The organism is Prolixibacter sp. DSM 2831 (assembly GCF_056493735.1).
This window is the reverse complement of record NZ_CM151379.1, coordinates 1,090,086-1,115,668: the sequence shown is the minus strand read 5'-3', so window position 1 is coordinate 1,115,668 and position 25,583 is coordinate 1,090,086. Positions and strand designations below refer to the sequence as shown.

Here is a 25,583-nt window from a genome sequence, read left to right as displayed (position 1 = left end):
TACGATAAAATACGCTTTAGATGATAAAAAACTGGATTTTAGTCTTCGCCTTCATTGTCCTGGTATTAGGTCGGACTAACGCCGAAGAGAAGCAAGTGAGCAGTCCTGACGGGAATTTAACGGTGGCTGTTTCCATAAAAAACGGGAACCCTGTTTATAGCGTGATGCTAAACGGGAAGGACTTCCTGGGCGAATCGCCCCTTGGCTTAAGAACAAATGTGGGTGATTTCACCAGTGGGTTGAAGTTAGAAACGGACGTTCGGCGACGGCTCATTGACGAGCATTATGAGCTGCCCAACATCAAACAACGAAAGGTTCACTATCAGGCCAACGAAGGAGTGTTCTCTTTTGCAAAAGATGGGAAGCCTGCGTTCGATGTCGTTTTTCGGGTGAGCAATCACGATGTTGCCTTCAGGTACAACATCTATCCGCAGGGTAAACGACTTGCCTGTGTGGTTGATAAAGAAGCCACGGGTTTTGTTTTCCCCAAAGGTACAACCACCTTCCTTTGCCCGCAAAGCAAGCCGATGGGAGGATTTGCCCGTACTTCGCCGAGTTATGAAACTACGTACACTGCCGATGCCCCAACAGGGAAAAACGGTTGGGGAGAAGGGTATACATTTCCCTGCCTGTTCAAAATCAATCACAACGGTTGGGTTTTGATCTCTGAAACCGGGGTAGACAGTCGTTATTGTGCCAGCAGGCTCATCGGACACGACCAGGGATTGTATACCATTGGATTTCCCCAGAAAGGTGAAAACAACGGGAACGGAACGGTAGCTCCGGGGATCCCGTTGCCGGGCCAAACACCGTGGAGAACAATCACGGTTGGTGAAACCCTGGCTCCGATTGTCGAAACCACCATTCCGTTCGATGTGGTCGAACCGAAATATGAAGCATCGCAAAAGTATCACTATGGCAAAGGAAGCTGGAGCTGGATCATCGGGATGGACGGAAGTACCGTGTTCCCGGAACAGAAGCGTTACATCGATTTCAGCGCAGCCATGGGATATCAATCGGTCCTTGTCGATGCCCTGTGGGACACGCAGATCGGTCGCGATTCCATTGCTGAATTAGCGAGGTACGCCGCAGGTAAAAAGGTCAGTCTGTTTTTGTGGTACAACTCCAACGGTTATTGGAACGATGCGCCACAAAGTCCCCGCGGGATCATGGACAACGCGACGTCCCGCCGGAAAGAAATGGCCTGGATGAAAAGCATCGGCATTCGCGGCATTAAGGTCGACTTTTTTGGCGGCGACAAACAGGTGACCATGAAATTGTATGAAGATATCCTGACGGATGCGAATGATTATGGGTTAATGGTGATCTTTCACGGCTGCACGATTCCCCGGGGATGGGAACGCATGTTTCCAAACTATGCCTCGAGCGAGGCGGTGCGGGCCAGCGAAAACCTTCATTTTTCCCAAAGAAGTTGCGATGACGAGGCATTCAATGCATGCCTTCACCCCTTTATTCGCAACACCATTGGCAGCATGGATTTCGGAGGAAGTACATTGAATAAATACTACAATTCAACTAATAGTCCCAACAGGGGAACCCATCGCGTCACATCGGATGTTTTTGAGCTGGCAACGGCCGTATTGTTTCAAAGCGGTGTGCAACACTTCGCCCTGGCCCCCAACAATCTGACGGACGCCCCGAAATGGGCGATTGATTTTATGAAAGAAGTACCGACGCAATGGGATGAGGTTCGGTTTATCGACGGCTATCCCGGGAAATATGTATTACTGGCCCGTCGCCACGGAGATAAATGGTACATCGCTGGAGTAAATGCCGAAAAAGAAACGGTCAAGCTAAAGGCCAAACTACCGATGATCCCGGCGGGCGATGAAATCAGGCTCTACTCGGACGATGCTCAGTTGAATGGAAAAGTGACGTCGGTTAAGATGAAAAAGAACCAACAAATCGAGCTGACCATTCCGGGCAATGGCGGTGTATTAATTGTGAATTAGACTGAAACGAGTAGAAACGGGCATTCAGATTAGACGTTTTACCTCCCAATCGAGCAATCGCATACGACGGAGGGGTAAGGGAATAAAATGCCATCAAACGACAGAACGTCATTTGCCCTGTTCTTTCGTGCAACAGGGAATATCGATTTTGAATGGAAACAAGAGCTGTAACAATGTCTACAAAACGGAAATTTATATTAAACATACTGTTCATTTGGCTACTACCGCTGCATGCAACAATTGCCCAAACAGTCACGATTGATCTGGCAAAAACGCACCAGGTCATCAGGGGGTTTGGAGGCATGAATCATACGGTATGGATCGGCGACCTAAACCCTGATAACCGGGAAAAAGCATTTGGCAATAACCCCGGTGAAATGGGACTCACGATTCTTCGCATTCATGTTGATCCCGATCCTAACAAGTTTGCGCTCGAACTGCCGACGGCAAAATTTGCCATTCAAAAAGGGGCCATTGTTTTTGCGACTCCCTGGAATGCCCCCAATGATTTACTCGATCCCAATACGAGTCCCGGCCACGTTGATCCGGCAAAATACGGGCAATTGGCCGACCATTTAAATGCGTTCAATACGTTCATGGATACCAACGGGGCTCCGCTCTACGCCATTTCGGTTCAGAATGAACCGGATTATGGTGAATGGACCCGGTGGACCGCTTCAGAAATGGTTGACTTTATTGCCGGATATGGTCAGAACATTGACAATAAACTAATTGCGCCGGAATCGTTTCAATTCCGGCGCTCCTTCACCGATCCCATTTTAAACGACACCAATGCAGTGAAAAACCTTGATATTGTAGGCGGGCACATCTACGGAGGTGGATTGGCCGACTATCCGCTTGCCCGCGAAAAAGGGAAAGAGGTTTGGATGACGGAGCATCTGTTGGGCAACCGTCAAAATGAAACGAATGACTGGAACCTCGCGCTGACCTTTGGAAAAGAAATCAGCGATTGTATGAAAGCAAACTTCAATACTTATGTTTATTGGTACATCCGACGTTTCTTCGGATTGATCACCGAGGACGGGAATATCAGCGATAAAGGCTATGTCATTTCCCAATTCAGCAAGTTCGTTCGTCCGGGGGCACTCAGAGTCGACGTTGATGACAGCCAGGCAAACCTGGTGGATGTCACGGCCTTCAAAACAGATACTTCGTTTGTGGCGGTAGTGATCAACCGAAACGCTCACAGTGTCAATCTGGATTTCAATCTGATGAACGGCAATGTAGGAACACTGACGCAGTTTACATCGTCAGCCTCTCAAAAGGTGACGAATGACGGCCAATTGGTGGTTTCCGGGAATTCGTTCTCCGCTACGGTTGCAGCGTACAGTGTCACCACCTTTACGACAGATTCCGCACCGGGAGGCAAATATGGAAACATACCTCCGGTAGCTTCAGCGGGTAGGGATACCACCGTTACGGATAGCCTGGGGAATGGCTATGTTGATTTTGCCCTGCAGGGCGCCGGGAGCACTGATTCCGACGGCCATATCATCAACTATTCGTGGTCGGAAAACGAAAAGCAAATTGCCTGGGAAGCCAATCCAAACCTTACACTGAATGTCGGCGATCATACATTGCTTCTTACCGTCACTGATGACGACGGTGCCATTGCTACCGACACGGTGAAAGTATCGGTAAAAAGCTTGAATACCGGAAATGTGTGGCTGGAGGCTGAATGTACCGAAGTAGGTTCCAATTGGGACGTCCATGCAGATTCGAGCTGCTCCAATGGAAAATACCTGATGGTCAAACCGGGCATTGAAGCCAAGAATGCACCGGCTTCTGACAACAACAACATTTTGGTGTACCCCTTTTCTGTCCCCGAAGATGGCCGCTACAAAGTCTGGGGACGGGTTCTGGCTCCCTCAGCCGACGACGACTCGTTTTGGATCCGCATCGATGACGGGGACTGGGTGAACTGGAATGGCATTCAAGGGGGAAAAACGTGGAGATGGGACGATGTTCATGATCAATCGAACGACAATACCGTGTTTTATAGCCTGAATGCAGGAGAGCACACGTTGCGCGTTTTCTATCGGGAAGACGGCACCGGCATCGATAAGTTTTACATCACCGATACCGGCCAACAGCCGACAGGAATGGGTGAAGACGCCACGAACTGTGAAACAAGCACGAACGTTGACCGCTTTACAAAATCAGACCAGGCAATCAGGCTGTACCCCAATCCGGTTCGGTCGATTGTACATGTTGAATCTGCCAGCCCGTTCCGTACACTTAAGATGTTCAATCTCAACGGTGGGACCATTTGGAATAAGCGGTATCCCCCCGCAACCGTTTCTGCTGAAATTGACCTGAATGTTGATAACGGTATTTACCTGCTGCAAGTGGCAGGGAATGAACATTCATCGGTCGTCAAGTTTATTGTTAACAAATAATCGAACTAAAAAAACCACAAAATGCTGAGAAGTAACATTTTAATTGCAACCATCGTGTTGCTGACACTGTTCGTTCAGAATCAAGCAACTGCCCAGAATCCCATCGTTCGGGACCAGTTTTCTGCGGATCCTTCGGCCCGGGTGTTTAACGGAAAAGTGTATGTGTTCCCGTCGCACGATATTCCGACGCCCCCCGGGAAAGGGTTGAGAGAAAAATGGTTCTGCATGGAAGACTATCATGTGTTTTCATCCTCCAACCTGACTGATTGGACGGATCATGGTATCGTCGTGAGCCAATACAATGTCCCCTGGGTCGACTCAACGTCCTACAGCATGTGGGCGCCCGATTGCATCGAACGAAACGGGAAGTATTACTTCTATTTCCCGGCCAACACTAAAACGGTCGGCCCAAACGGCAGAAAGAACTTCGGAATAGGCGTGGCTATAGCCGACAAACCGGAAGGCCCGTATGCTCCGCAGGCAAAGCCAATCGGAGGGGTCCATGGAATTGATCCGAACGTATTTATCGATAAAGACGGGCAAGCCTATCTCTACTGGGCCATGGGAAATATTTATGTGGCCAAACTGAAAGACAACATGCTGGAACTGGCCTCAGAACCTCAAAAGATTGAAAACCTTCCTCAAAAAGGATTGAAAGAGGGCCCTTATTTATTCGAACGAAAGGGAATTTACTACCTGACTTATCCGCATGTAGACCATAAAATTGAACGGTTGGAATACGCCATTGGTGATAATCCTATGGGACCGTTCAAAGTGACCGGTGTCGTCATGGATGAATCGCCAATGCATTGCTGGACCAACCATCAATCAATGATTCAATATAAGAATCAGTGGTATCTTTTCTATCATCAGGATGCCTTGTCGCCCAACTTCGACAAGAACAGGTCAGTTTGTATTGACAGCCTGTTCTTCAATCCTGACGGAACCATACAAAAAGTAACACCAACGTTACGCGGAGTGGGAACAACCCCGGCAACCCGGGAAATCCAGATTGACCGGTACAGTCACATCAGCGGAAAGGGCGTATCCGTTGCGTTCCTCGATTCGCTCGATACCTTTAAAGGCTGGAAGACCCTGCTCGATACCCAGGGCGCCTGGGTCCGGTACAATGCCGTCGACTTCGGGAATAAAAAACTCAAGTCCGTTCAGGTGAGAGCCCTGTCCCAACAGGGAGGAAAAATACAGATCCGGTTGGACCAACCTGACGGCCCTCTGTTGTCTGAAGTAAAAATCCCCAAAGGGAACCGATGGGCCACTACCGATGTGCCCCTTTCGAACTATCAAAAAGGAATTCACAACCTGGTTGTTGTACAACAATCCAGCTCACCGGTCGAAATTGACTGGGTTCAATTTAAGCGGTAAGAAAAAAACTAAATCAATAAAACATCCGTCATGAAAAAAGCACTCACACTTTTGGGCCTCGCACTTCCACTTTTCCTGAGCGCCCAAACAGCTAAGATTAGAATCGATGTTGACCGGACTATCGGAACGATTGATCCGAACATCTACGGTGTATTTATGGAGCCTATCCACTTTAACGGAGCAAGGATGGGATTACCCGATACGGTAAGCTTCAATACCCTTTACGGGAATTTGTACGATCCCTCCTCTCCTCTTGCCGATAAAGACGGTTTTCGGAAGGATTACATCGACGCCGCGAAAGAACTTAAGATAACAAACATGCGCTGGCCTGGCGGGAACTACGTGATGGCCTATAACTGGGAAGACGGTATCGGGCCGAAAAGCCAGCGCCCCGTTCGCGTGAATATGGCATGGGGCGGAACCGATAACAACCACGTAGGAACCGACGAATGGGTGGAGTTAAATAAGTCCATCGGAAGCGACAACGTTGTGTGTGTCAACCTCGGCCTTGGCGACATCCAAAACGCATGCCATTGGCTGGAATACTGTAACTACCCGAAGGGTACCTACTATTCTGATTTACGCATCAAATACGGGCATAAAGAACCTTACAACATCAAGATTTGGGACCTTGGTAACGAAGTAGACGGCGCTCCGTGGGAACTGGGCCACAAAACGGCCGATGATTACGTTAAAACAGCAAGGGAAGCCGCCAAGGCAATGAAGTCCATCGACCATTCCATCCGGTTTGTTGCTTCCGGCTCGTCGTACTACGAAAGTACCGGCAAATGGATCGACTGGAACCGGAAGGTACTGGAAGGTCTTGGCGATATGATTAATTACCTGTCCATTCACCGTTACTGGGAAAAGTCGCCCGACTATTACACCTACATGGGGCAAAGTGCAATGGATTTTGACGAAAAGATTCGCATAACCGCCGATGAGATTCAAACTGCCAAAACAAAGAAAGACTTTACCAATCCGATCTATCTTTCAGTAGATGAATATGGTGCGTTCGGGAGTAATTTCCGGTCGGTACTGTCCGTGGCACAATGCCTGAATTCCTTTGTTCGTCACGCCGATGTGGTGAAGATGGCCAACTTTACCATGTTTACCTCACTGCTGGGAAGCGACCGCGAAAAAGGAACCTACAAAACGCCGCTGTTCTACATTTTCAAGGCATTTTCCAACAATTGCCTGGGCAATTCGGTCGATACCTATGTGGCCTGCGATACCTTCAATACCGAAAAATACAAAGGCATTCCGTATCTCGACGTTACTTCGGTCTACTCTCCGGCGACCAAAACCCTTTACATCAACGTGGTTAACCGGAACAAGGACAAGGCAATTACCGCCGACATACTGCCCACCTCCAGCGAAATGACAGGGAAAGCAGTGGCCGGCATCATCGACAGTCAGTCGCTCGAGACACCGTTCTCGTTCGATAAACAATCACAATATATTCCGGTAACGAAGGAAATCAAAACAAACAAAACCGGGTTGACCTACTCATTTCTTCCCCATTCGTTTACCCAGATAAAAGTGGAAATTAAAAAATAATAACAGTGAAGAGAATCCTTTTATTCTGGCTCGTGATGGGGTGTGTAGCCGGTGCCTACGCTCAGAATGACTCACTTTTGAAGCTTTGGTATTTGCACCCTGCCAAACAATGGGTCGAAGCTTTGCCTGTCGGGAATGGCCGCCTTGGAGCCATGGTCTTTGGCAACCCAAATCACGAAACCATTCAACTGAACGAGAGTTCCGTGTGGGCCGGTCAACCCAACCGGAACGATAACCCTAAGGCCAAAGAGGCGTTACCCGAAGTCCGCAAATTAATTTTTGAAGGAAAATACAAAGAAGCAGAGACGCTGGTTAACCAGGATTTTATCAGCAAAAAGTCTCAGGGCATGCCCTACCAAACGGTAGGAAACCTCCGTCTTTCCTTTCCGGGACACGAAAATTACTCGGACTACTACCGTGAACTCAACATCGACAAAGCCGTGGCGACCAGTCGGTATAACGTGAACGGCGTACATTATACTACGCATGTACTTTCCTCGTATCCCGACCAGGTAATTGTTGCCCGTATTTCGGCCGATAAACCGGGCGCCGTCAGCTTTTCCGCAACAATGGACCGTCCGGGAGCGACGAAAATGCTCAACCTTTCGACGCAGGGGAACGATCAACTCGTGCTGTCGGGTACAACCAGCGACCACGAAACGGTCAAAGGCGCTGTCCGGTTCGTCGCCCGGGTAAAAGTGGTACCCCGGGGCGGTACAGTATCCGCCAACGATACCGTCGTAAATGTTTCCAATGCCAATGCGGCAACCATCTACATCTCCATTGCCACCAATTTTAAAAGCTATAAAGACATCAGTGGCAATGCCGATGCACTGGCAAGTTCCTATCTTCAGCAGGCGCTGAAAAAAAGCTACGAGCAGATTCAGAAAGCCGGCACTGCCGACTACCGGAAATATTTTCAACGGGTAAAACTCTACCTGGGCGTTACGGATTCGGTGAAAAATCCCACCGATGTTCGCCTTGCGCAATTTGCCGGCGATAATGATCCGCAACTGGTCGCTCTGTACTTCCAGTTTGGCCGCTACCTGCTCATCTCTTCTTCGCGACCGGGAGGACAGCCGGCGAACCTGCAGGGAATATGGAACAACCAGCTTTACCCACCATGGGACAGCAAATACACCATCAACATCAATACCGAAATGAACTACTGGCCGTCGGAAGTCACAAACCTGACGGAGATGAACGAGCCCTTGATTCAGATGGTCCGCGAACTTTCGCAAACCGGAATAAAAACCGCTGAAGATATGTACGGAGCCGGTGGTTGGACAGCCCATCATAATACCGATATCTGGCGCATTACCGGCCCCATAGACGGAGCCAACTGGGGAATGTGGCCCATGGGCGGCGTATGGCTTTCACAGCATCTGTTCTACAAATACGCCTTCGGTGGCGATAAAGAATACCTGAAGTCCATCTACCCGGTAGTGAAAGGAGCGGCAAAGTTTCTGCTCGATTTCATGGTGGAAGAGCCGGAACATCACTGGCTGGTTGTTTGTCCCTCCATTTCGCCGGAGCATATTCCGCCGGGACACAACACTTCTTTAACTGCCGGCGCTACTATGGATAATCAACTGGCATTCGATCTGTTTACCAAAACCATCATGGCCGCAAAAATCCTGCATACCGACGATGCCTTTGTTGCCCGGCTTCAGGATGCGATCAAACGTCTTCCTCCTATGCAAATCGGGCGCTGGGGGCAGTTACAGGAGTGGTTGCACGACTGGGATAGTCCGAATGATCATCACCGCCATGTATCGCATTTGTACGGCTTATACCCGTCGAATCAAATTTCGCCGTACCGTACCCCAAAATTGTTTTCTGCTGCCAGAACATCACTACTGGCTCGAGGCGACAAATCGACCGGATGGTCGATGGGATGGAAAGTAAACCTCTGGGCGCGGCTGCTCGATGGAAACCATGCCTATAAATTAATCACGGACCAGCTTAAACCGGTGAACCATTCGAGAGGAATGGAAGGCGGAGGCACCTACCCCAACCTGTTCGATGCCCATCCCCCTTTCCAGATTGACGGGAACTTCGGCTGTACTTCAGGTATTGCCGAGATGCTGTTACAAAGCCAGGATGGTGCTGTTCAGCTGTTACCGGCGCTTCCAACAGCATGGCAGGAAGGTAGCGTGACAGGGCTCAGGGCCCGCGGCGGTTTCACAGTCGACTTGAAATGGGAAAACGGTGAACTGGTCCGTGCAACCATCCGTTCAACCGAAGGAGGTAATTGCCGCCTGCGCTCATATGTTCCGTTAAAAGGCAAAGGAGTGAAGAAAGCCAAAGGGGACAATTCAAACTTGATTTTCAAAAATCCTGCACAAAAAACACCACTGATCCATACCAGCGTTGAATTGCCTGAAACAGGGGTAAAAAAAGTCTACGAATATGACGTCGCAACTCAAAAAGGGGATGTGCTTGTCGTCCGGAAACGATAATTCGTTAATGGCTGTACCTTTTTGGCCAACTGTTTTTGAATTGCAATAAATCAGTGGATAAACCTTTCTTCTTTTCGCTCCCGGGCATGGACTGTATTTTCAGGCTGCCCGGGAGTTTACCATAGGAACAATCCGGAGGTTATTCAAGAAGCCAATCAGATTCTGAATGAATCACCTGTTTGCTTTGAACGATTCATTGCAGTATCGGACCAGTTTGATAAGATCCGCTTCTTTTTTCGGTTTAAGCCTGTTCTCCTTTGCGTATTTTTCAATATCCGGTTTGAACTGTTTTAGTTTATTCAGTAGTGATTTCTTATTCCCAACCGGTTCCGGTAACTGGTTTTTTGCGGCTATCAGGTATTCGTCATCCTTCCTGATAAATCTGCGCGGTTCGGGGTCCTTGTACCCAATCGCTTTTTCGGCCGGTTTATAGACCACATTGTACTTTTTGTACAGTTGAATCTGCCCGTTAACCAGTAGTTCTAAAATACCTCGTGTTTTTTCGCCATAGTTGAGATAATCGTGGATGATGAAAGAATGTTTTCCAACGCTAAACGTGTAAATGGGCTCAGCATTATCAATTTCCATGATCTGTTTCCTATTATTCAGGAATTCCATTTTATCGGTATAGATGTTATACCGAAGTGGGATATTCTCATAGCGAATACTATCGTTCTTTACGATATCTCCCAGGACAAAATCCTGGTTTAGAAAAGGTGATCCTTCAATGTTGCTGTAATTTGCATTTTCAGCGTTGTTGTTACGGCTACGCTTGTATGTCAGTTGGTCAGAGAGCGAGCCCAGGTCTTTAATCACGATTGTTTGTGAGAACCCCGTCATGCTGCACCCCAAACAGAAAAGGAAAATGATAAGTGCTTTCATAGGTTCGTAATGTTTTACAGGATATAAAAGATAATAAGAGGATTCTGCATTCATTAAAAACAGTGAATATTATAGCAGCTTGTGTTCAACAGGTCTGGCTGGCGTTGAAGCCTTTCGTTAAAGGCACGAGGGATACATTAAAACCCTATCATTCAGCAAATATCAACGCATCACGCGTATCCATGCAATGAACATCATTGCCGGACAGGATGGTTTGAGGAAGCGGTGCCCCGTCGGCTTTTCCGGCAGCAGATATGGCTGCCACACTCCATCTACCGCGTGGATACTCCACGCAGCAGATGGCAGCAGGCCAATTGTCTCAGGGCGTTATACTTCCTGGTGACATATTAAGAACCTAGAACTTAAAATTGAAACTATGCGTCGGCATCCTGAATCCCATGATTAGTGTCGTGACTGCAGATAACGCCAAACCAATACCAACCAAAATGATAAATATCCCGATCCATTTTGTCACCGTTTTGAATGCTTCGAGATGATTGTTTTCAATCAGATTGTCCGGAACCGGTTTGCGTATCAATAGAGACAACAGTGTTTCAAGGTGATCCTTAACCAAAATTCCGATGCTTATCCATAGCCCGGATTTGGCTAAGGAAGCTAAAAATGTAAATACCATAAAGGTTTTCATACGTTGGATTTTTTAATACGTGATTGAGTCATTGTTTTCAGTTGTCTGTTACAGGGTACCATCAACTGTTTTAATCAGTCCTTCATCGGTATATTCCAACTCGATTACCTTCATGCTCCTTAACCATGTTCTTCCACCCGAAGGCACACTATCATGGTAAAACAGATACCATTTATCCTTAAACTCCACGATCGAATGGTGGGTCGTCCAGCCGACAACGGGGGTGAGAATGACTCCCTGGTAAGTAAAGGGACCGTAGGGGTTGTCTCCCACAGCATAACAGAGCTTGTGGGTGTCCCCCGTTGAATACGAGAAGTAGTATTTCCCTTTGTATTTGTGCATCCACGATGCCTCGAAGAACCGGCGTTCGTTATCACCTGCCTTCAGAGACTCTCCGTTTTCGTCAAGTATAACCACAGCTTTCGGCTCTTCAGCAAATTCCAGCATATTGTCATCAAGTTTCACCACCCGCGAAGGTAACGCGGACTGCTTATCATCGGGAAGCTGTCCGCATTCAATGGCTTTATTATCGCGGTAGCGCTGCAATTGTCCGCCCCACAAGCCGCCAAAGTACATGTAATGAGTACCATTGTCGTCACAAAAAACACAGGGGTCAATTGAATAACTCCCTCTGATTGGATTTTCAAGCGGAACGAAAGGTCCTTCAGGTTTCTCACTCACAGCGACGCCGATTCGGAAAATATCAGTCTTGTCCTTCAACGGAAAGTACAAATAATATTTCTCATTCTTAAAAGCGGCATCACAATCCCACAGTTGTCTTCCGGCCCACCGGATGTCTTTCACATCCAGTGCGACGCCATGATCGGTCACTTCCCCATCGATGGCATCCATTGAAAAGACGTGATAGTCACGCATATCAAAATGGTCGCCATTATCATTCTCGGGAATGCCCGCATCGATATCGTGCGAAGGGTAGATATACAGTTTGCCATTAAAAACGTGTACAGCCGGGTCCGCGGTATACATGTGTTCAACCAGGTATCTTGCTTTTTTCATTGCTATATAAGTTTAATCGACTTTCGGATAATTCATCGCCGCATCAATAATTTCTTTTACTACAGGCTTGGGCTGATTATTCCGATCGAATAACAGCGGATAATCGGTGCGACCTCTGACCGGCCAGTTGTTCTTCCACGATTGTCCGTCGTTTACTCCCCAAAGCGTAACCCGTTCGATTACATCCTGATGCTTCAAAAAGAGTTTGAAGAAGTCGAGATAGCGCTGGTTGAATGCCTGGGCTACACTGTCGGGAAGTGCTTCTGCATAAGGATTCAATTTCTTATCATACTTGAAATTGTCAGACACATTCGCGCCTGTATGGAAGTCCGGGTTAGGTAGAACAGAGAGATCCAATTCGGAGATATTTATTTTCACACCCAGACTGGCAAAGGCTTCGAGGCTTTTTTCAAACTCATCAATATCAGGATGTGTTAATCCAATATGCCCTTGCATGCCAATGCCATCAATCCGGACGCCCTCGCTTTGAAGTTCTTTTACCATCCGGATGACTCCTTCTCTTTTTTGCGGATTGGCCATCGAATAATCGTTATAGTATAGTTCGGCATTGGGATCCGCTTCATGGGCAAATTCGAAGGCAAGCTTGATAAAATCGGGACCAATAATTTGGTAAAACTTGCTTTTTCTTAAAGAACCATCATCAAGTACAGCCTCGTTTACGACATCCCAGCCTTTGACCCGGCCTTTGTATCGTCCGACGACGGTTGAAATGTGTTTTTTCATGCGGGCAATCAATACATCCCTTGAGACGTCATTGCCTTGATCATCCACAAAAAACCATCGCGGAGCCTGGGAGTGCCAGATTAATGTATGCCCCACGATAAACATGTGATGCTTTTCTCCAAACTCGACAAACTTGTCGGCCAGTGTAAAATTGAATTGGTTCTCCTCGGGATGTATCAATGCACTTTTCATGCAATTTTCAGCAACAATGGAATTAAATTGCTTTTTTACAACACGGATTGCCTGTGAATCAAGGCCCATTATCTGTCGTGCATTTAAAGCGGTCCCTATGTAAAACTTACCCGTGAAAGCATCTTTCAAGGTAACGGCGTCATTACTATTCTGATTTTTGGAAGTTGAGTGGCAAGCAACAAAAGTCAGCAGTGTAGCCAATACTACTATCCAGTGTCTACCAATTTTAATATACTTTTTTTCCATCATTTAAATTTTAGTTATTTAGTGTTACTAGTTTTTTCTCCGATTAATCAATTCCTGTTCGATTTGAACCTCTTTCTGTTTGTTGATCTCGTAGAAGAACAGGCAAACCACACCGACTAAAAAGGTGATCGTGGGGAAAATACTGACCGACAGTTTGATTCCCAAAATTGTCTGCGACGACTGTTCCGCGGCTCCAACCTGGTATCCGAAAATATCGAGAATACCAGCAACCAGAGATCCTCCGATACTAAGCCCGGCTTTCAGTCCAAAGATCATCGCCGAGAAGATGATGGCAGTGGCGCGTCGGTTATTTTTCCATTCTGAATAGTCAGCTACATCGGCAATCATCGCCCACAACAGTGGAATGGTTAGTCCATAGAAGAATCCGTGCAAGACCTGGCTAACAAACACAAGCGTAACAGATGTGGGAGAATAGAATATGAAAGCGAGCAAGCACATGGCCGAAAGGAACAGACCGAAACCAAACACATCCCGTTTTCCATATTTATCGGCCAATTTTTTCGACAGGGAAATACCAACAATCATGAAAATGATTCCGCTGGCATTAAACAGGCTAAACCCGGAAGTCGCCGGGTCTTTGGGCCACTGAAATCCGACCAGTCCAGCCGATTTCAGAAGGCTGTTAAGTCCGTCGATAAGATGATTAAACCCGATGTTATCGAGAAACGTTGCCAGCGCGGGTTCGCTCAAATAATTTTCAAAGTAGTAGACATACATACCGCTTTTCAACGCAAGCGTGATAAAAACGAAAATAGTCAGTATCAGCATAATGATCCACGGCCGGTTTTTGAATAAATCGCTCAAATCCTCTTTCACGCTCGACTTCTGATCGGGCTTCGGGATAATTCGTTCCTTGGTCGTTAAAAAGGTTATGATAAAGAAAACGACTCCGGTAATCGCAAACAAAGTCATTACATTTTCAAACCCTTTGATTTTGTTCCCGTCGCCCAGGATAAGTACCAGGGGCAGCAACAAAGCCTGAACAATAAACTGTGCGATCATGACCGCTACGAAGCGGAACGATGAAATACTATTTCGTTCGGCCATATCGCCCGTAATAACACCACTAAGCGATGCATAAGGCAGGTTATTGGCAGAATAGATGATAACGAGAAGAATATAAGTAACCAAGGCATAGACCACCTTTCCTCCCGGGCTAAAGTCCGGCGTACTGAAGGCAAGCATCGCAATGACGCCAAAAGGCACCGCAGTCCATAAAATCCATGGACGAAATTTCCCCCAGCGTGTCTCGGTACGATCAGCTATTATCCCCATAATGGGGTTAAAAAAAGCACCTAACATTCCACCTGAAAAGATGATAGCCGAAGCCGTTGCTGCCGGAATTTGATACACGTCGGTATAGAAGAATGCCAAAAAGGTCATCAGCGTTTGAAAGATCAGGTTAGCGGCCAGATCCCCTAAACTATAGCCAATTTTTTCAAGGACAGAAACTTTCTGTGCGGTCGAGTTCATACAGTTTGAATTAATAAATAATGATTTTATTGTTTTACCAGTTTACTCTCCGGTGCTCCCAGAAAGCTTGATTTTAGTCCACCCGTATCAACCATGATTTTCTGAACTACGATGCCTGAATCCAGGACACGAAGATGCAGCCAGTGCAGGCCCGGTTTTTCAACACGAAGTGAAGTCTTCGTTCGGTTTATCCGGTTGAAATGCCAGCCAGCAGGGGGCTCACCTTCTGGCGAAGAGAATGGCCCGACTGTTGCAAAGCATGGCAAGCCATCAGGAACAAACACTCCGACAAAGAGATAATTTTTAAGGAATTATGGGACCTGGACTTCGTAAGCATCAAAAATCTTATATGGTTAAAGGTTAGTCAGTTTGGTTTTTGGGGCCGTAGCTGCAGTATGCACTAATCAGCAAGGAATTTGATTTTCATTGTACTCAAAAATACCTTCATCGGAAGAATCCTTTTTTCAATTTTGAATATTTGATTTCAAATTTCAGCCATAAAACCTTCACCATTGGCTTCCGGATGTTGACCTACGATACCCTGACTGCATAAGTTGAAGGACTCCCTGTCTTTACATTGACGCTCCTTATCAATGGAATAAACGAAGGGTACGCCCGAATGAAAAAAGAAAAGAGAGAGCTCACCCCCAAAAGGCAGCTCTCTCTTTTAACTGTGTATATTAATGATGAAAGTTAGTTTCCGGAAAGTCCGTCAGCAAAAGCACCATAAGCTGGTTTGCGATCGTACGACAGCGTCCACAAACCAATCGGTTCTCCGGTCCTCCAGGAAGAGTCATCGGGACTATCCTTGGGACTCCACACCGTGATACCATAACGCTGTTGTGCAGGAATGATTTCAAAATATTTCTGAACAACATACTTATACATATCAGCCTGTGCCTGATATTCCTCTTCAGTAGCATCGGCCGTTTTAACGCCTCCAAGGCCAATATCCAACTCAGATATTTTTATCAGTTTACCTGTTTTCGCGAGCAGATCAAACATCTGGGCAATCTTAGCCGTATCGGAATTAATAGTTATATGCATCTGAGTGCCAATGCCGTCAACTTTAACACCTTTGCTTTCGATGTATTCGACGTATTGAATCAGTCCTTTACATTTATCAAGATTGTATTCCAGATTATAGTCATTGATAAACAACTTATCGTCAGGATTTCCATATTTACGGGCCAGCTTGAACGCAGTAACGGCATAATCTTTACCGAGGTAATCCTGCCAGTAGAATTGGTCAGCTGCCAGTTCCTTGCCAATACCGGTTTTCAATTGATACGGGTTGCCATCGTCCATCGGTTCGTTGACCACATCCCAGGCTTTTACGTAGCCTTTTGTGGCTCCCATAATGCCGGATATCCATGTTTCCAGTGCCGCATTAAGGGTGTCTCTCTTTTCCTGTGGCGTTTTTTCAATAATCTGTTCACCGCCACCATCCGGATTAACACGGCGAAGGGTTACGTCATCGACATATACCGTTCCTGCAAAATCACCAAAGTCGAATAAGAACCGGTTACGGTCATCTTTCGATACGGTCGTCTCCAGTGTATACTCTTTCCAATCCGGTGAAATCGCAAATGTACCAAAGCCATCGCTTGAATAATCGGATGATGATTGCACCTCGGCGCGAATGGTTCCGGCAGTACTGGACCGGACTTTGAAATTCAGCTGGTAGGTCGAGCCATTCTGCAATGCCGGTGACAGGTCGTAAGCGACCTGGGCGCTCCAAAAATCAGCTACAGTAGGATTGGTGAAAGTATACGCATACCCCGTACCGCCATATCCTTCACCTTCCGCCGAAAGCGCACGTGTGGAGCCATTGCCCCAGCCGCCCCAGCCGTCGGCACCATTCTCAAAATCGCCGCCGACAATCACACTGGGTTCCAGGGTGGGACCACCGCCACCATTTTCGTTGTATTTCTCCAGCTTGATGTTATCAAAATAATAGCTGGTAGCTGTATTCCCAAGGTTAAAGGCAATGGCGCCGGCTCCTATCATATCTTTTGTAACCGTGATCTCCTTGGTATAGGTAGTCCATTCGGTTGTAGAGCTAACTGTGCCAAAAAAGTCCCAAAACAAATATTCGTACGGGGCTGTTTGTGCCTGAGTTGCAAAGGAGGCGGGGACATCGGAACGAACATCCATTGTCAGTCTGTACTTCTCTCCTTCCTGCACTTGCGGAGAAAATGTGAAAAAGAACTGACTTTCCCAATCGTTGGCGCGAACCTCTGAATTGGTAATTTTCAATGCCCGGCCGGTTCCATTTGCTCCTTCTCCGTTCGCTGTAAAACTCATTACGGCGTTCGAATTTCCCATGTAGTTCGATGCATCATCGGTTTCGAAGTCGTTACTGGAAATTACATCCCAGGTGGGTCCACCCGTGCCGGGGATAACAATCGGAGCAATTGCACTATTGAGGTATTTCGCATTTTGATTGGCATGCCAACACAATGTATGCCCATAAATGGTAACGCCGGCGCTTTTTGCCGTAGCTACAAAATCGTCGACTTTTGCCAGATTCAGGGTTCCATCATCCTGAACGATGGCTCCATGCTTCATGCCGTAACCAGCGGTCATCTCATCGAAATTGGAGGTAATCAGGCTATATTCTACTCCCGTTTTATTGAACGCATCAATCGACACACCGGCTCCCAGCTTGAAGTTTGGGTCCGCTGTCCGGTCAACATAGCTTTTCAACACATCATAATCGTTCAGATATTCCAACTTCGCAATGCTTTCCGGCTTCTTAACCGAATAGTCAAGCATGCCTTTATCTGCACAAGATGCCAACATGAGCAATGCCGTTACAGCTATGTAAAATTTATGTAAATGTTTCATAGTCATCTAATTTTAAACGATTAGTTAGCTTTATATGAAGGGGAAAATGTTTCCATTTCAACACCCCGGTCGCGAACAACAAGCGTATCTTTGGTTGCATATGACTTCCCTGACATATCGATGGTATAATCGAGATAAATCACATTGCGATCCTTATCTCCCCAGCTATTCTTATCGCCGTTCTTAACAAACGAGCCACTTCCGCTGGCAGTGAATCCGGTTGTCTCAGTAGAAACCGTACAGTTATTGTTGTCATCGAAGGTAAGCAGCAATGTACACGTTTCATTGGTGTTACTGGCATTGACAACGGTAACGGGGTATTTAACAGTATGCAACGATGCTGTTTTCATCGTCACAACCTGATCATTCTCAACATAGTCGGCGTGACGAACAACGGTTGTCGTTTCGCCTCCCTGCGTGATCTGATCCACTCCGCGTCGCAGATAGATGGCTTCCCATGGGTTGATAAATTTCACACAATAGAGTACGAAATCTTTCGGTTGAACATCCCAATCGGAAAGATTGCCCCTTAAAGCGCCATCCACTTTGGGAACACCCGAGAGAATGGAATCGGCATTCTGAACACCGGTCATACGTAAAGGAATAACATAGGTATTTTCCAGTGACTTGGAATCAGCAAAGAATGCGTCTTTCAATTGAATTTGTACACCTCCCTGAAGCGATTGCTTGAGTTGTATCTGATTTGCTCCCAACTGATAATAATCAGAGGGCATTGCCTGTATGGGAGAAGCAAAGTCACCATCGAAAAACAAGTTTGTGCACAGATTATTGTCAACACTAACATCGATGCTGATGTCTTTACTGTTTGAGTAGACACCTCCCATGGTCGCATAAATCTCGCATTTATGCTCGTTATCCAGGGTATTGTCGAAGATATCGTCACCCAGGACAATCGTACGTACCGGATACTGGTATGCAAAATATACAGTGGTGTAGTTGTAATCCGGAAATATCGCTTCCTGATTATGACACGAGGTCATGAATAACGCAAATAATCCGGCGAACAATATTGTTATAAAATTAAACCGTTTCATATTTTCGAATATTTTTCATTTAAATAATCAAGAAGTTACCAACCGGCATTCTGTTCCAGGTTACTCCATTTCTGAATTTCGCCGTAAGGGATCGGACCGTAGTACATATAATCCTTGTAATCTCGCCCCTCAACATCGATGGGTTTATATATCAACGTTCCATTCGAATTGTCAATTTGGATTCCTGTTGCGGTTTCGTTCAGGTTTGGCACTTTCCAGCGGCGCAGGTCCCAGAAACGATGGTTTTCGAAACAGAGCTCCAAACGTCGCTCGTTTCGAATCAACTCTCTCATTTTGTCCTGATCGCCTTTCACCGACTCAAGATAAGCATCGTTATTAGCCGTACCGACCCCAGCACGTGCACGAATTGCTTTTACAACGTCATACGCTGAAAAAGTGTGGCTTCCTGTCCCAGTGGGTCCCCAGGCTTCGTTAGCGGCTTCGGCATAATCCAGGAAAATTTCCGTATAGCGGATACGCGCTGTATAATGCTTCTGTTCGGTGTTATACTGCGGATCCGGATTACAATCATAACGAAGTAACTTACGCAGGTAATAACCGGTACGGGTAGACAAGCCATTTTCCCGGTTAATTGCATCGTTGTTGTCACCGTACGTTCCGGTTACAATAACATCATTGTTTGGCCCCTGTGTGCTTTCATTGAAAACAACATAATTCGACAAACGAGGATCCCTGTTTGCGTAAGGATTAGCCGGATCGTAATTACTGGACTGATCCGAAATAGGATAACCATTTTCCATCGGGAACGCATTCACCAGGTTCTGTGTTGGATTGATACGACCGCTTCCATACAACGAGGGAGGGAAATTATCTGTTTCCAGGGTATTACTTTGACCGACATCGCTTCTCCAGATGATTTCAGCCGGAGTGACTCCTGAAGCCAGTGCTTCAATCTCACTGATGTTGGCATACCAGGTATCGCCGTTCGGATCCATTCCACCAACATCACCGATCCGGTCAAGAACAGTGGCGGCATAGTTTGCTGCATCTTCCCAGGTCACGTTTGTTCCCGCACTGTATGCCGGGCTGGCAGCCAATAACGCTACCTGAGCGCGCACTGCTTCGACAATACGTCCGGTAATTCGGCCTCTCATAAGATTTCCATTGACCCGGTTATAGTCACTTGCATTGGTTACTCCCAGGTCTTTGTATTTTTGCGGAACCTGGTCATCAGCTACGTTTCCGTAGTCTAAGGGAAGAAGCTCGATCGCTTTTTTTGCATCGGCGAAAATCTGGTCAACACACTCCTGGAAGGTATTCCTGTTTTGATTAAAATCAGACGTGGCGTCTTCAGGCTGGGTCACAATCGGGAATCCCAGCAACCGCCCATCTTCTGTCCAACCTCCATGGGCCAACAACAAATAATACATCTGTACAGCGCGCAACCCATAAGCTTCACCTTTCAACCTGTCGTTATACATGGTCCGGACCACTTCATCTTTACTCCATTCCACCTGATCGGCATTGGAGAGAAACAAGTTCAGATATTGAATTGCATTTCTACGATCCTGCCACTGCGACATAGGATTATTGGCAGCCGTCCACGAGCCGGTGGCCATCATCAGATAATTGTTGCTGTTATCGTTTGAGACTGCATCGTCTGTCGCGACATCGCTATTAGGCGTCGATGAATACGGAAGGAGAATGTATGCATTCGCCAATACACCTTGTGCATAAGTCGGCTCTTTATACATCGCATCCAGTCCCCGGATATTTTCAATTGCCGGATCGAAGAGGTCATCGCAAGAGCTCAGGAAGAGTACAAGAACCAAAAATATAATTGAACTTTTCATAACTTCATTCTATTTTTTACTTATTCATTAGAATACGGCTTTAACGCCCATATTGTAGAATCGTGTCCGAGGAGCACTTGTCACACTCATCTCCAACACCTTACGCTCCTTAGAGACTGTCAATAAATTAGCACCACTCAGATAGATTGAGATATCCTTGAAGAGGGAATTCTGCAACCGCTCCTTGGGCAAATCATACGTAATCTGAACTTTGGCCAGGTCAAAACGATTGTTTTTGTATAACCAGAAGTCAGATGTACGGAAGTTATTGCTCCCACTTTCAGTTGTCAGCCTTGGGTATTTGGCAGTAGTCTTTGTCGCTTCTGTCCAACGATCAAGAACGACTTCTGAATATTTGCGGTCGCCGTACACCCAATAATAAGAATTGTTCTTCAATGCATTACCTCCGTAACCGCCGGTTCCAAGGGCAAACAATGTTATATTCTTCCATTTGGCTGTCAGGTTCACACCCATTGTAAAGGGAGCACCGTACCATCCGCCACGTCCCAGGTAAACAACGTCTTTGTCGTCAATCACGTTATCCCCGTTCTGATCGATGTATTTAATATCGCCGGGCTTTACTGTACCACCAAACTTTTGTTCCGGTGCATTATCGATCTCATCCTGGCTTTGGAACAGGCCGGCACTGCGCAATCCCCAAATACCATCAATGGGCTGTCCCTGACGATTCTGGTAGGCGAATTCATTGTTCTCATCACGCCGGGTAGCTTTCGTGTTGTAGTAAGTACCGGCTACTCCGAGCGTAAAGTCAACCTGACCAATTCGCTTGTTGAAGTTAACATTGAAATCGAAGCCGATTCGCTCATCATTATTATAGTTCACGTAAGGAATGAATGAAGCTTCGGGATAATAGGTAGAAAAGTAGTTTGGGAAGATAGTGGTTGGTTCGATAATCAGCCCTTCTGTTGAATTGACAAAGAAAGAAGCATCTGCAGTAATCAGTCGCTTCCAGAATGACCCTTTGATGGTCGCTGACAACTCTTTCCGCTTAATGAAAGTCAGATTTTCATTACCTCCCCGTTTCGAATTCGTTGATCGTTCACTTGCTCCGTCATACCATCCCCACCAGGCTCCGTTGGCCTGTGTATAGTTGGCCTCGTACATATAAAAATCGGCAATGTCTAAATCCGAATTCAGAATACTTGCTGAAGCACTGATCTCTAAGTTATCAATGGCTGATGAGCCGGACAAAAAGTCTTCGTTGCTTAGTTTCCATCCCAGGGTGAGCGACGGTGAAAAAGCATTCCGATGACCGGGTGCTAACTTGGCGGAATGAATTTCAGCGGCTCCAAAATCGACAAAATATTTGCTCCTGTAATCGTAGCTCACCTGCAATCCCAGGTTTGCATTGCTGACCTTATGATATACGGTGGATTGCGTTTGTTGAAATCCTGATGCAACTAATATCGCTGAAATATGATGTGCAGTGTTGATTGACGTATTGTAGGTGAAGTATCCGGAAAAATCGATGGTTTGTCTGTCACTACTACCACTAATATTCTGAACCCCCGACTTTTCATCATTATTGTACTGGGTCAGACCGGCAATCACATCTGTTCCGTTATAGTTGTACCAATCAGGCTCGTAAACGGCATACGTATTATTGTACGATGAAGTGAACGAGGTATTGTAATCCACTGCAAATTGCGTATGGAACGCCAGTCCTTTCAACACGTTTCCTAAATCGAAATTGATTCCGGTGTCGAATTGAAACTGCCGGCTGGTCCATTTACTGTAACCGGCTGCATAATAATCAGCGATTACATTGGTCATATCAGCCTGGGTACCTCCCAGGAAATACTTCCCGTCGATGATGTTGTGACTACTTTGAAGCAAGGCCAGGGACGCGAGGTCATTGGGATCGACATAGCTCAATGGAATTAACGGAGCAACCCGGTTCGGCCGCAGGCTGGCTGCAGACGACCAGTAGTCGCCATTGGCGCTTCGTGAATTATAAAAGGTTGCATTGGCATCGACATATGCCGAAATTTCATCACTAATCTCCAGATCTACGTTTCCACGAATATTCAGACGATTCGTATTGTTATTCTTCGCCTCGCCAAACTTGAAAACATCACCTTGGTAATAGTACCCAATATTGGTATAGAAACGGGCTCTTTCATTTCCCCCGGTGATTTCAGTTGTCACATCAGACCGATTATAGGCTTTTTTCAGATAGTCGGAAGAATAAAGATCGACACTCGGGTAACGATAAGGGTTGCTTCCTGATGCATAATGATAGATATCCTCATCACTATACAGAGGGGACAAACCGTCATTGGTAAGCGCTTCGTTATAGAGCGTCATGTATTGAGCCGATCCCAGGTATTTCGGATAACTCTTTGAGACATGAAAACCTGTATTCGCTCTTACATTCACCTTCAGGGGTTCCTCTTTACCTCGTTTTGTGGAGATATAAATCACCCCCTTGGCAGCACGGCTACCGTAGAGTACGACAGCCGAAGCGCCTTTCAGGAATGTGATCTGCTTAATTTCTGTCGGTAAGACATTGTTCGCATCGCGGGGAACGCCATCCACCAGAACAAGATAATCTCCCATCCCCCACATCGAATTTCCATTCCATCCACTGACATACCCCTGCAAGTTGTCTAAACTATAGGTGTTATAGTTCTTTTGGGTCAGTTTTTCATAATTAAGTACGGAAACACCTCCCAGAAGATCACTTTTCGCAACCTTGCGATAAGCCACCTGCACAAGCGTCTCTTTCGAAGTATTTAGTGAGTCAGTTTCATTCTTTGCAGTGGTTTGCGCCTCCGTCAAAAATGGTAAGATCGCAAACAGTGCAAAATAAATGAACCTTATTTGTATATGTTTCATTGTTTATTCATTTATAATTTCACAAAGATTAAACTCAAGCTGATTTACCAACCAGGGTTCTGTGGAAACTCTGGGTACAGGGAGGTATCGGAAATTTTCAGCGGGAACCAGTAGTTCTTTGTTCCAAACTGACGTGTTAAAATGGGTACTTCCCTAAAATTGGCAACTTCAGCGTCGCGAGGATCATTATTTTCGAAAAACTGAACATCTTCTACCCGGTCAAATTCCTGAGCGGTTTTTACATTGTAAGGATACTCAGTCAATAATAACCAGCGCTGTAGGTCGCAGAACCTGAATCCTTCGAACGACAATTCCACAGCACGTTCTCTGCGTACTTCATCCATGAACTTATGCGGATCGCTTGTATACTTTGCATTGACATGACCGGCACCAACCCGATCGCGGAGTGTATTAATAGCTTCTTCAGCGGTTTTTGAGAAGTCAGTAGCCTGACCGGATGCTCCACCAAATGCAGCGCAGGCTTCGGCGTACATGGTGTAAATATCACCCAGGCGCATATAAGGCAAATAGGTGTGAAGGTTTCCACTCCAGTTATACGCACCGTCGTATTTGTTTGCCTGGTGGGGAACGAGCTTCTGAATAAAATAACCTGTACGGCTACCGTCAGCAGGATTTCTCATGGTACCGCCTGTGGCAAGTCCTGCATACCGCAAATATTCCATATCTGCAGGCATGGCAGCGTTTACGTACTTAAAACCATCAAAAACAATATCGTGATAGAAGCGTGGATCGCGGTTTTTAAACGGGTGTGTCGGATCAAATCCTGAGTCTGGATCATCCAGTGGCAATCCATTCTCCATCCCGTATAAATTCACATAGTTCGCCGTTGGATGGTGAATAATATTGTCATGCTCTACCAGCCCCTTCACTTTCGGACCAAATGTTTTGGTCGTGTTCCAGTTACTACCGTTATAATCGGTTGACGGACCACGGAAGATGGCTTCGGTTGAACCAGGCATCAACCAGTTCTGCCCCATGGTATAGAAGATATCGCTGTAACAGGAGGTTGCCCCGGCTGCTCTTACGTGATTATAAATGTCCTTATACTTAAATTCGGCTAACGAATACTGTGTCTGGCCACTCTCGACCAGGTTCAACAATTGCCCAAATGCTTCGGCAGCCTTTCGGCAGTACTCTTCGTCGTAATTGTAGGTATTGGCGCCTCCTGTTTGAGCACCATTTTTCATTAAAGGGCTTCCTGCCCACAAATAGTTCTTACCCAGATAACCCAGCGCCATGATTTTGTTGATGCGCAACTGGTTTTTCCCCAGGGTTCTTTTACCAACGTTTGTTTTATCCCAATCAATAGGCAATAATTCAGCTGCCTTCGCAAAATCAGCCGCTGCCTTGTCAGCACATTCCTGATACGTCAAGCGAGGTAATGTCAATTTCTCGCCCGAAGGCAATACCTGGTCGATATATGGCAAGCCGCCAAAGTATTGCATCATTTCGAAGTGCCACCATGCCCTAAAAAAGTATAACTGACCGGCAATCAAGTCTTTTTCTTCTTGAGTAGCAGTAGTCAGTTTATCAAGGTTAGCAATCCCCATATTGGCCTTCCGGATGCAATACCAGGCATGTGCCCACAATCCGTGTCTGAACTTATCCGTGGAAGTCGGATCGGGGTTGTCATCATCCAGCCAGGTGCTGGCAGACCCCTGCCATGCCCAGAAATTACCAATATCGACCTGGTGAGTCATGTGAAAGTTCCCTTCCAGGTTAAACAATTCATCATCCCCCCAGTTCCAGGAAGTTGTCCAGTATTTCTTCTCCTTATCCGGGATACAGTTGTATATCTCCTCAATATATCCCTGGAAATTCGTGAAGTTACTAAAGGCCATGTCTTCTGACACAATTGATTCCGGTGCCTTATCCAGGTAATTCTCGCAGGAAAAGAGCGCTAAAATCAACAAGGACAGCAAACTGCCTCCTATAAGAGTCTTATATATCTTTTTCATCGCTTTC

Annotated in this window: 17 protein-coding genes; 5 read left to right on the top strand and 12 right to left on the bottom strand. The window is 46.4% G+C overall.

Features of this window, described 5'->3' with window-relative positions; translation table 11 throughout:
• Positions 1–20: 20 nt before the first annotated feature.
• The 5 genes from AC060N_RS04420 to AC060N_RS04400 all read left to right on the top strand — a co-directional run bounded on the left by AC060N_RS04420 (position 21) and on the right by AC060N_RS04400 (position 9,798).
• Positions 21–1,973, top strand: a complete 1,953-nt coding sequence (locus AC060N_RS04420; RefSeq protein ID WP_479526032.1) for a glycoside hydrolase family 97 protein — start codon at positions 21–23, stop codon at positions 1,971–1,973.
• 173 nt (positions 1,974–2,146) lie between these two features.
• Complete coding sequence (locus AC060N_RS04415) at positions 2,147–4,393, top strand: T9SS type A sorting domain-containing protein (protein ID WP_479526031.1); 2,247 nt, start codon at positions 2,147–2,149, stop codon at positions 4,391–4,393.
• A gap of 21 nt (positions 4,394–4,414) precedes the next feature.
• Positions 4,415–5,776 (top strand): family 43 glycosylhydrolase, encoded by a 1,362-nt coding sequence (locus AC060N_RS04410; protein ID WP_479526030.1) that lies wholly within the window; start codon positions 4,415–4,417, stop codon positions 5,774–5,776.
• Positions 5,777–5,806: 30 nt separating this feature from the next.
• A complete protein-coding gene (locus AC060N_RS04405) occupies positions 5,807–7,336 on the top strand; it encodes an alpha-L-arabinofuranosidase C-terminal domain-containing protein (RefSeq protein WP_479526029.1) in 1,530 nt (509 codons plus the stop codon).
• A 5-nt stretch (positions 7,337–7,341) separates the two neighbouring features.
• Positions 7,342–9,798 carry a glycoside hydrolase family 95 protein gene (locus tag AC060N_RS04400; RefSeq protein WP_479526028.1) on the top strand — a complete coding sequence of 819 codons (2,457 nt, stop codon included), beginning with the start codon at positions 7,342–7,344 and terminating at the stop codon, positions 9,796–9,798.
• Positions 9,799–9,969: 171 nt separating this feature from the next.
• Here the strand turns inward: AC060N_RS04400 and AC060N_RS04395 are convergent, their stop codons facing one another.
• From AC060N_RS04395 to AC060N_RS04340, 12 genes are all read right to left on the bottom strand, one after another.
• Positions 9,970–10,680 carry a hypothetical protein gene (locus AC060N_RS04395; protein WP_479526027.1) on the bottom strand — a complete coding sequence of 237 codons (711 nt, stop codon included), beginning with the start codon at positions 10,678–10,680 and terminating at the stop codon, positions 9,970–9,972.
• 148 nt (positions 10,681–10,828) lie between these two features.
• On the bottom strand, positions 10,829–10,972 hold the full coding sequence (locus AC060N_RS04390; protein ID WP_479526026.1) for a hypothetical protein: 144 nt from the start codon (positions 10,970–10,972) through the stop codon (positions 10,829–10,831).
• 63 nt (positions 10,973–11,035) lie between these two features.
• On the bottom strand, positions 11,036–11,326 hold the full coding sequence (locus AC060N_RS04385) for a hypothetical protein (protein WP_479526025.1): 291 nt from the start codon (positions 11,324–11,326) through the stop codon (positions 11,036–11,038).
• Positions 11,327–11,374: 48 nt separating this feature from the next.
• Entirely contained in the window at positions 11,375–12,343 is a 969-nt protein-coding gene (locus AC060N_RS04380; protein ID WP_479526024.1) for a glycoside hydrolase family 43 protein, read from the bottom strand.
• A 12-nt stretch (positions 12,344–12,355) separates the two neighbouring features.
• Positions 12,356–13,528: an endo-1,4-beta-xylanase gene (locus tag AC060N_RS04375; protein ID WP_479526023.1), complete on the bottom strand. Its 1,173-nt coding sequence runs from the start codon at positions 13,526–13,528 to the stop codon at positions 12,356–12,358.
• A 24-nt stretch (positions 13,529–13,552) separates the two neighbouring features.
• Entirely contained in the window at positions 13,553–15,019 is a 1,467-nt protein-coding gene (locus AC060N_RS04370) for an MFS transporter (RefSeq protein WP_463234039.1), read from the bottom strand.
• A 26-nt stretch (positions 15,020–15,045) separates the two neighbouring features.
• Complete coding sequence (locus tag AC060N_RS04365; RefSeq protein WP_479526022.1) at positions 15,046–15,303, bottom strand: hypothetical protein; 258 nt, start codon at positions 15,301–15,303, stop codon at positions 15,046–15,048.
• 409 nt (positions 15,304–15,712) lie between these two features.
• Positions 15,713–17,869, bottom strand: coding sequence for an endo-1,4-beta-xylanase (locus tag AC060N_RS04360; RefSeq protein WP_479526021.1), 2,157 nt, complete (start codon positions 17,867–17,869; stop codon positions 15,713–15,715).
• A gap of 20 nt (positions 17,870–17,889) precedes the next feature.
• Positions 17,890–18,870 carry a DUF5627 domain-containing protein gene (locus AC060N_RS04355; RefSeq protein ID WP_479526020.1) on the bottom strand — a complete coding sequence of 327 codons (981 nt, stop codon included), beginning with the start codon at positions 18,868–18,870 and terminating at the stop codon, positions 17,890–17,892.
• An 89-nt stretch (positions 18,871–18,959) separates the two neighbouring features.
• Positions 18,960–20,738 carry a RagB/SusD family nutrient uptake outer membrane protein gene (locus AC060N_RS04350; protein WP_479526019.1) on the bottom strand — a complete coding sequence of 593 codons (1,779 nt, stop codon included), beginning with the start codon at positions 20,736–20,738 and terminating at the stop codon, positions 18,960–18,962.
• Positions 20,739–20,765: 27 nt separating this feature from the next.
• Positions 20,766–23,597, bottom strand: a complete 2,832-nt coding sequence (locus AC060N_RS04345) for a SusC/RagA family TonB-linked outer membrane protein (protein ID WP_106542352.1) — start codon at positions 23,595–23,597, stop codon at positions 20,766–20,768.
• Between the two features lie 44 nt (positions 23,598–23,641).
• Positions 23,642–25,576: a RagB/SusD family nutrient uptake outer membrane protein gene (locus AC060N_RS04340; protein ID WP_106542482.1), complete on the bottom strand. Its 1,935-nt coding sequence runs from the start codon at positions 25,574–25,576 to the stop codon at positions 23,642–23,644.
• Positions 25,577–25,583: the final 7 nt, after the last annotated feature.

Bases quoted from the DNA above. Each gene is read 5' to 3' on its own strand.
- AC060N_RS04420 (WP_479526032.1), top strand. From the start codon at position 21: ATGATAAAAAACTGGATTTTAGTCTTCGCCTTCATTGTCCTGGTATTA.
- AC060N_RS04415 (WP_479526031.1), top strand. From the start codon at position 2,147: ATGTCTACAAAACGGAAATTTATATTAAACATACTGTTCATTTGGCTA.
- AC060N_RS04410 (WP_479526030.1), top strand. From the start codon at position 4,415: ATGCTGAGAAGTAACATTTTAATTGCAACCATCGTGTTGCTGACACTG.
- AC060N_RS04405 (WP_479526029.1), top strand. From the start codon at position 5,807: ATGAAAAAAGCACTCACACTTTTGGGCCTCGCACTTCCACTTTTCCTG.
- AC060N_RS04395 (WP_479526027.1), bottom strand. From the start codon at position 10,680: ATGAAAGCACTTATCATTTTCCTTTTCTGTTTGGGGTGCAGCATGACG.
- AC060N_RS04385 (WP_479526025.1), bottom strand. From the start codon at position 11,326: ATGAAAACCTTTATGGTATTTACATTTTTAGCTTCCTTAGCCAAATCC.
- AC060N_RS04380 (WP_479526024.1), bottom strand. From the start codon at position 12,343: ATGAAAAAAGCAAGATACCTGGTTGAACACATGTATACCGCGGACCCG.
- AC060N_RS04375 (WP_479526023.1), bottom strand. From the start codon at position 13,528: ATGATGGAAAAAAAGTATATTAAAATTGGTAGACACTGGATAGTAGTA.
- AC060N_RS04370 (WP_463234039.1), bottom strand. From the start codon at position 15,019: ATGAACTCGACCGCACAGAAAGTTTCTGTCCTTGAAAAAATTGGCTAT.
- AC060N_RS04360 (WP_479526021.1), bottom strand. From the start codon at position 17,869: ATGAAACATTTACATAAATTTTACATAGCTGTAACGGCATTGCTCATG.
- AC060N_RS04355 (WP_479526020.1), bottom strand. From the start codon at position 18,870: ATGACCTCGTGTCATAATCAGGAAGCGATATTTCCGGATTACAACTAC.
- AC060N_RS04350 (WP_479526019.1), bottom strand. From the start codon at position 20,738: ATGAAAAGTTCAATTATATTTTTGGTTCTTGTACTCTTCCTGAGCTCT.
- AC060N_RS04345 (WP_106542352.1), bottom strand. From the start codon at position 23,597: ATGAAACATATACAAATAAGGTTCATTTATTTTGCACTGTTTGCGATC.
- AC060N_RS04340 (WP_106542482.1), bottom strand. From the start codon at position 25,576: ATGAAAAAGATATATAAGACTCTTATAGGAGGCAGTTTGCTGTCCTTG.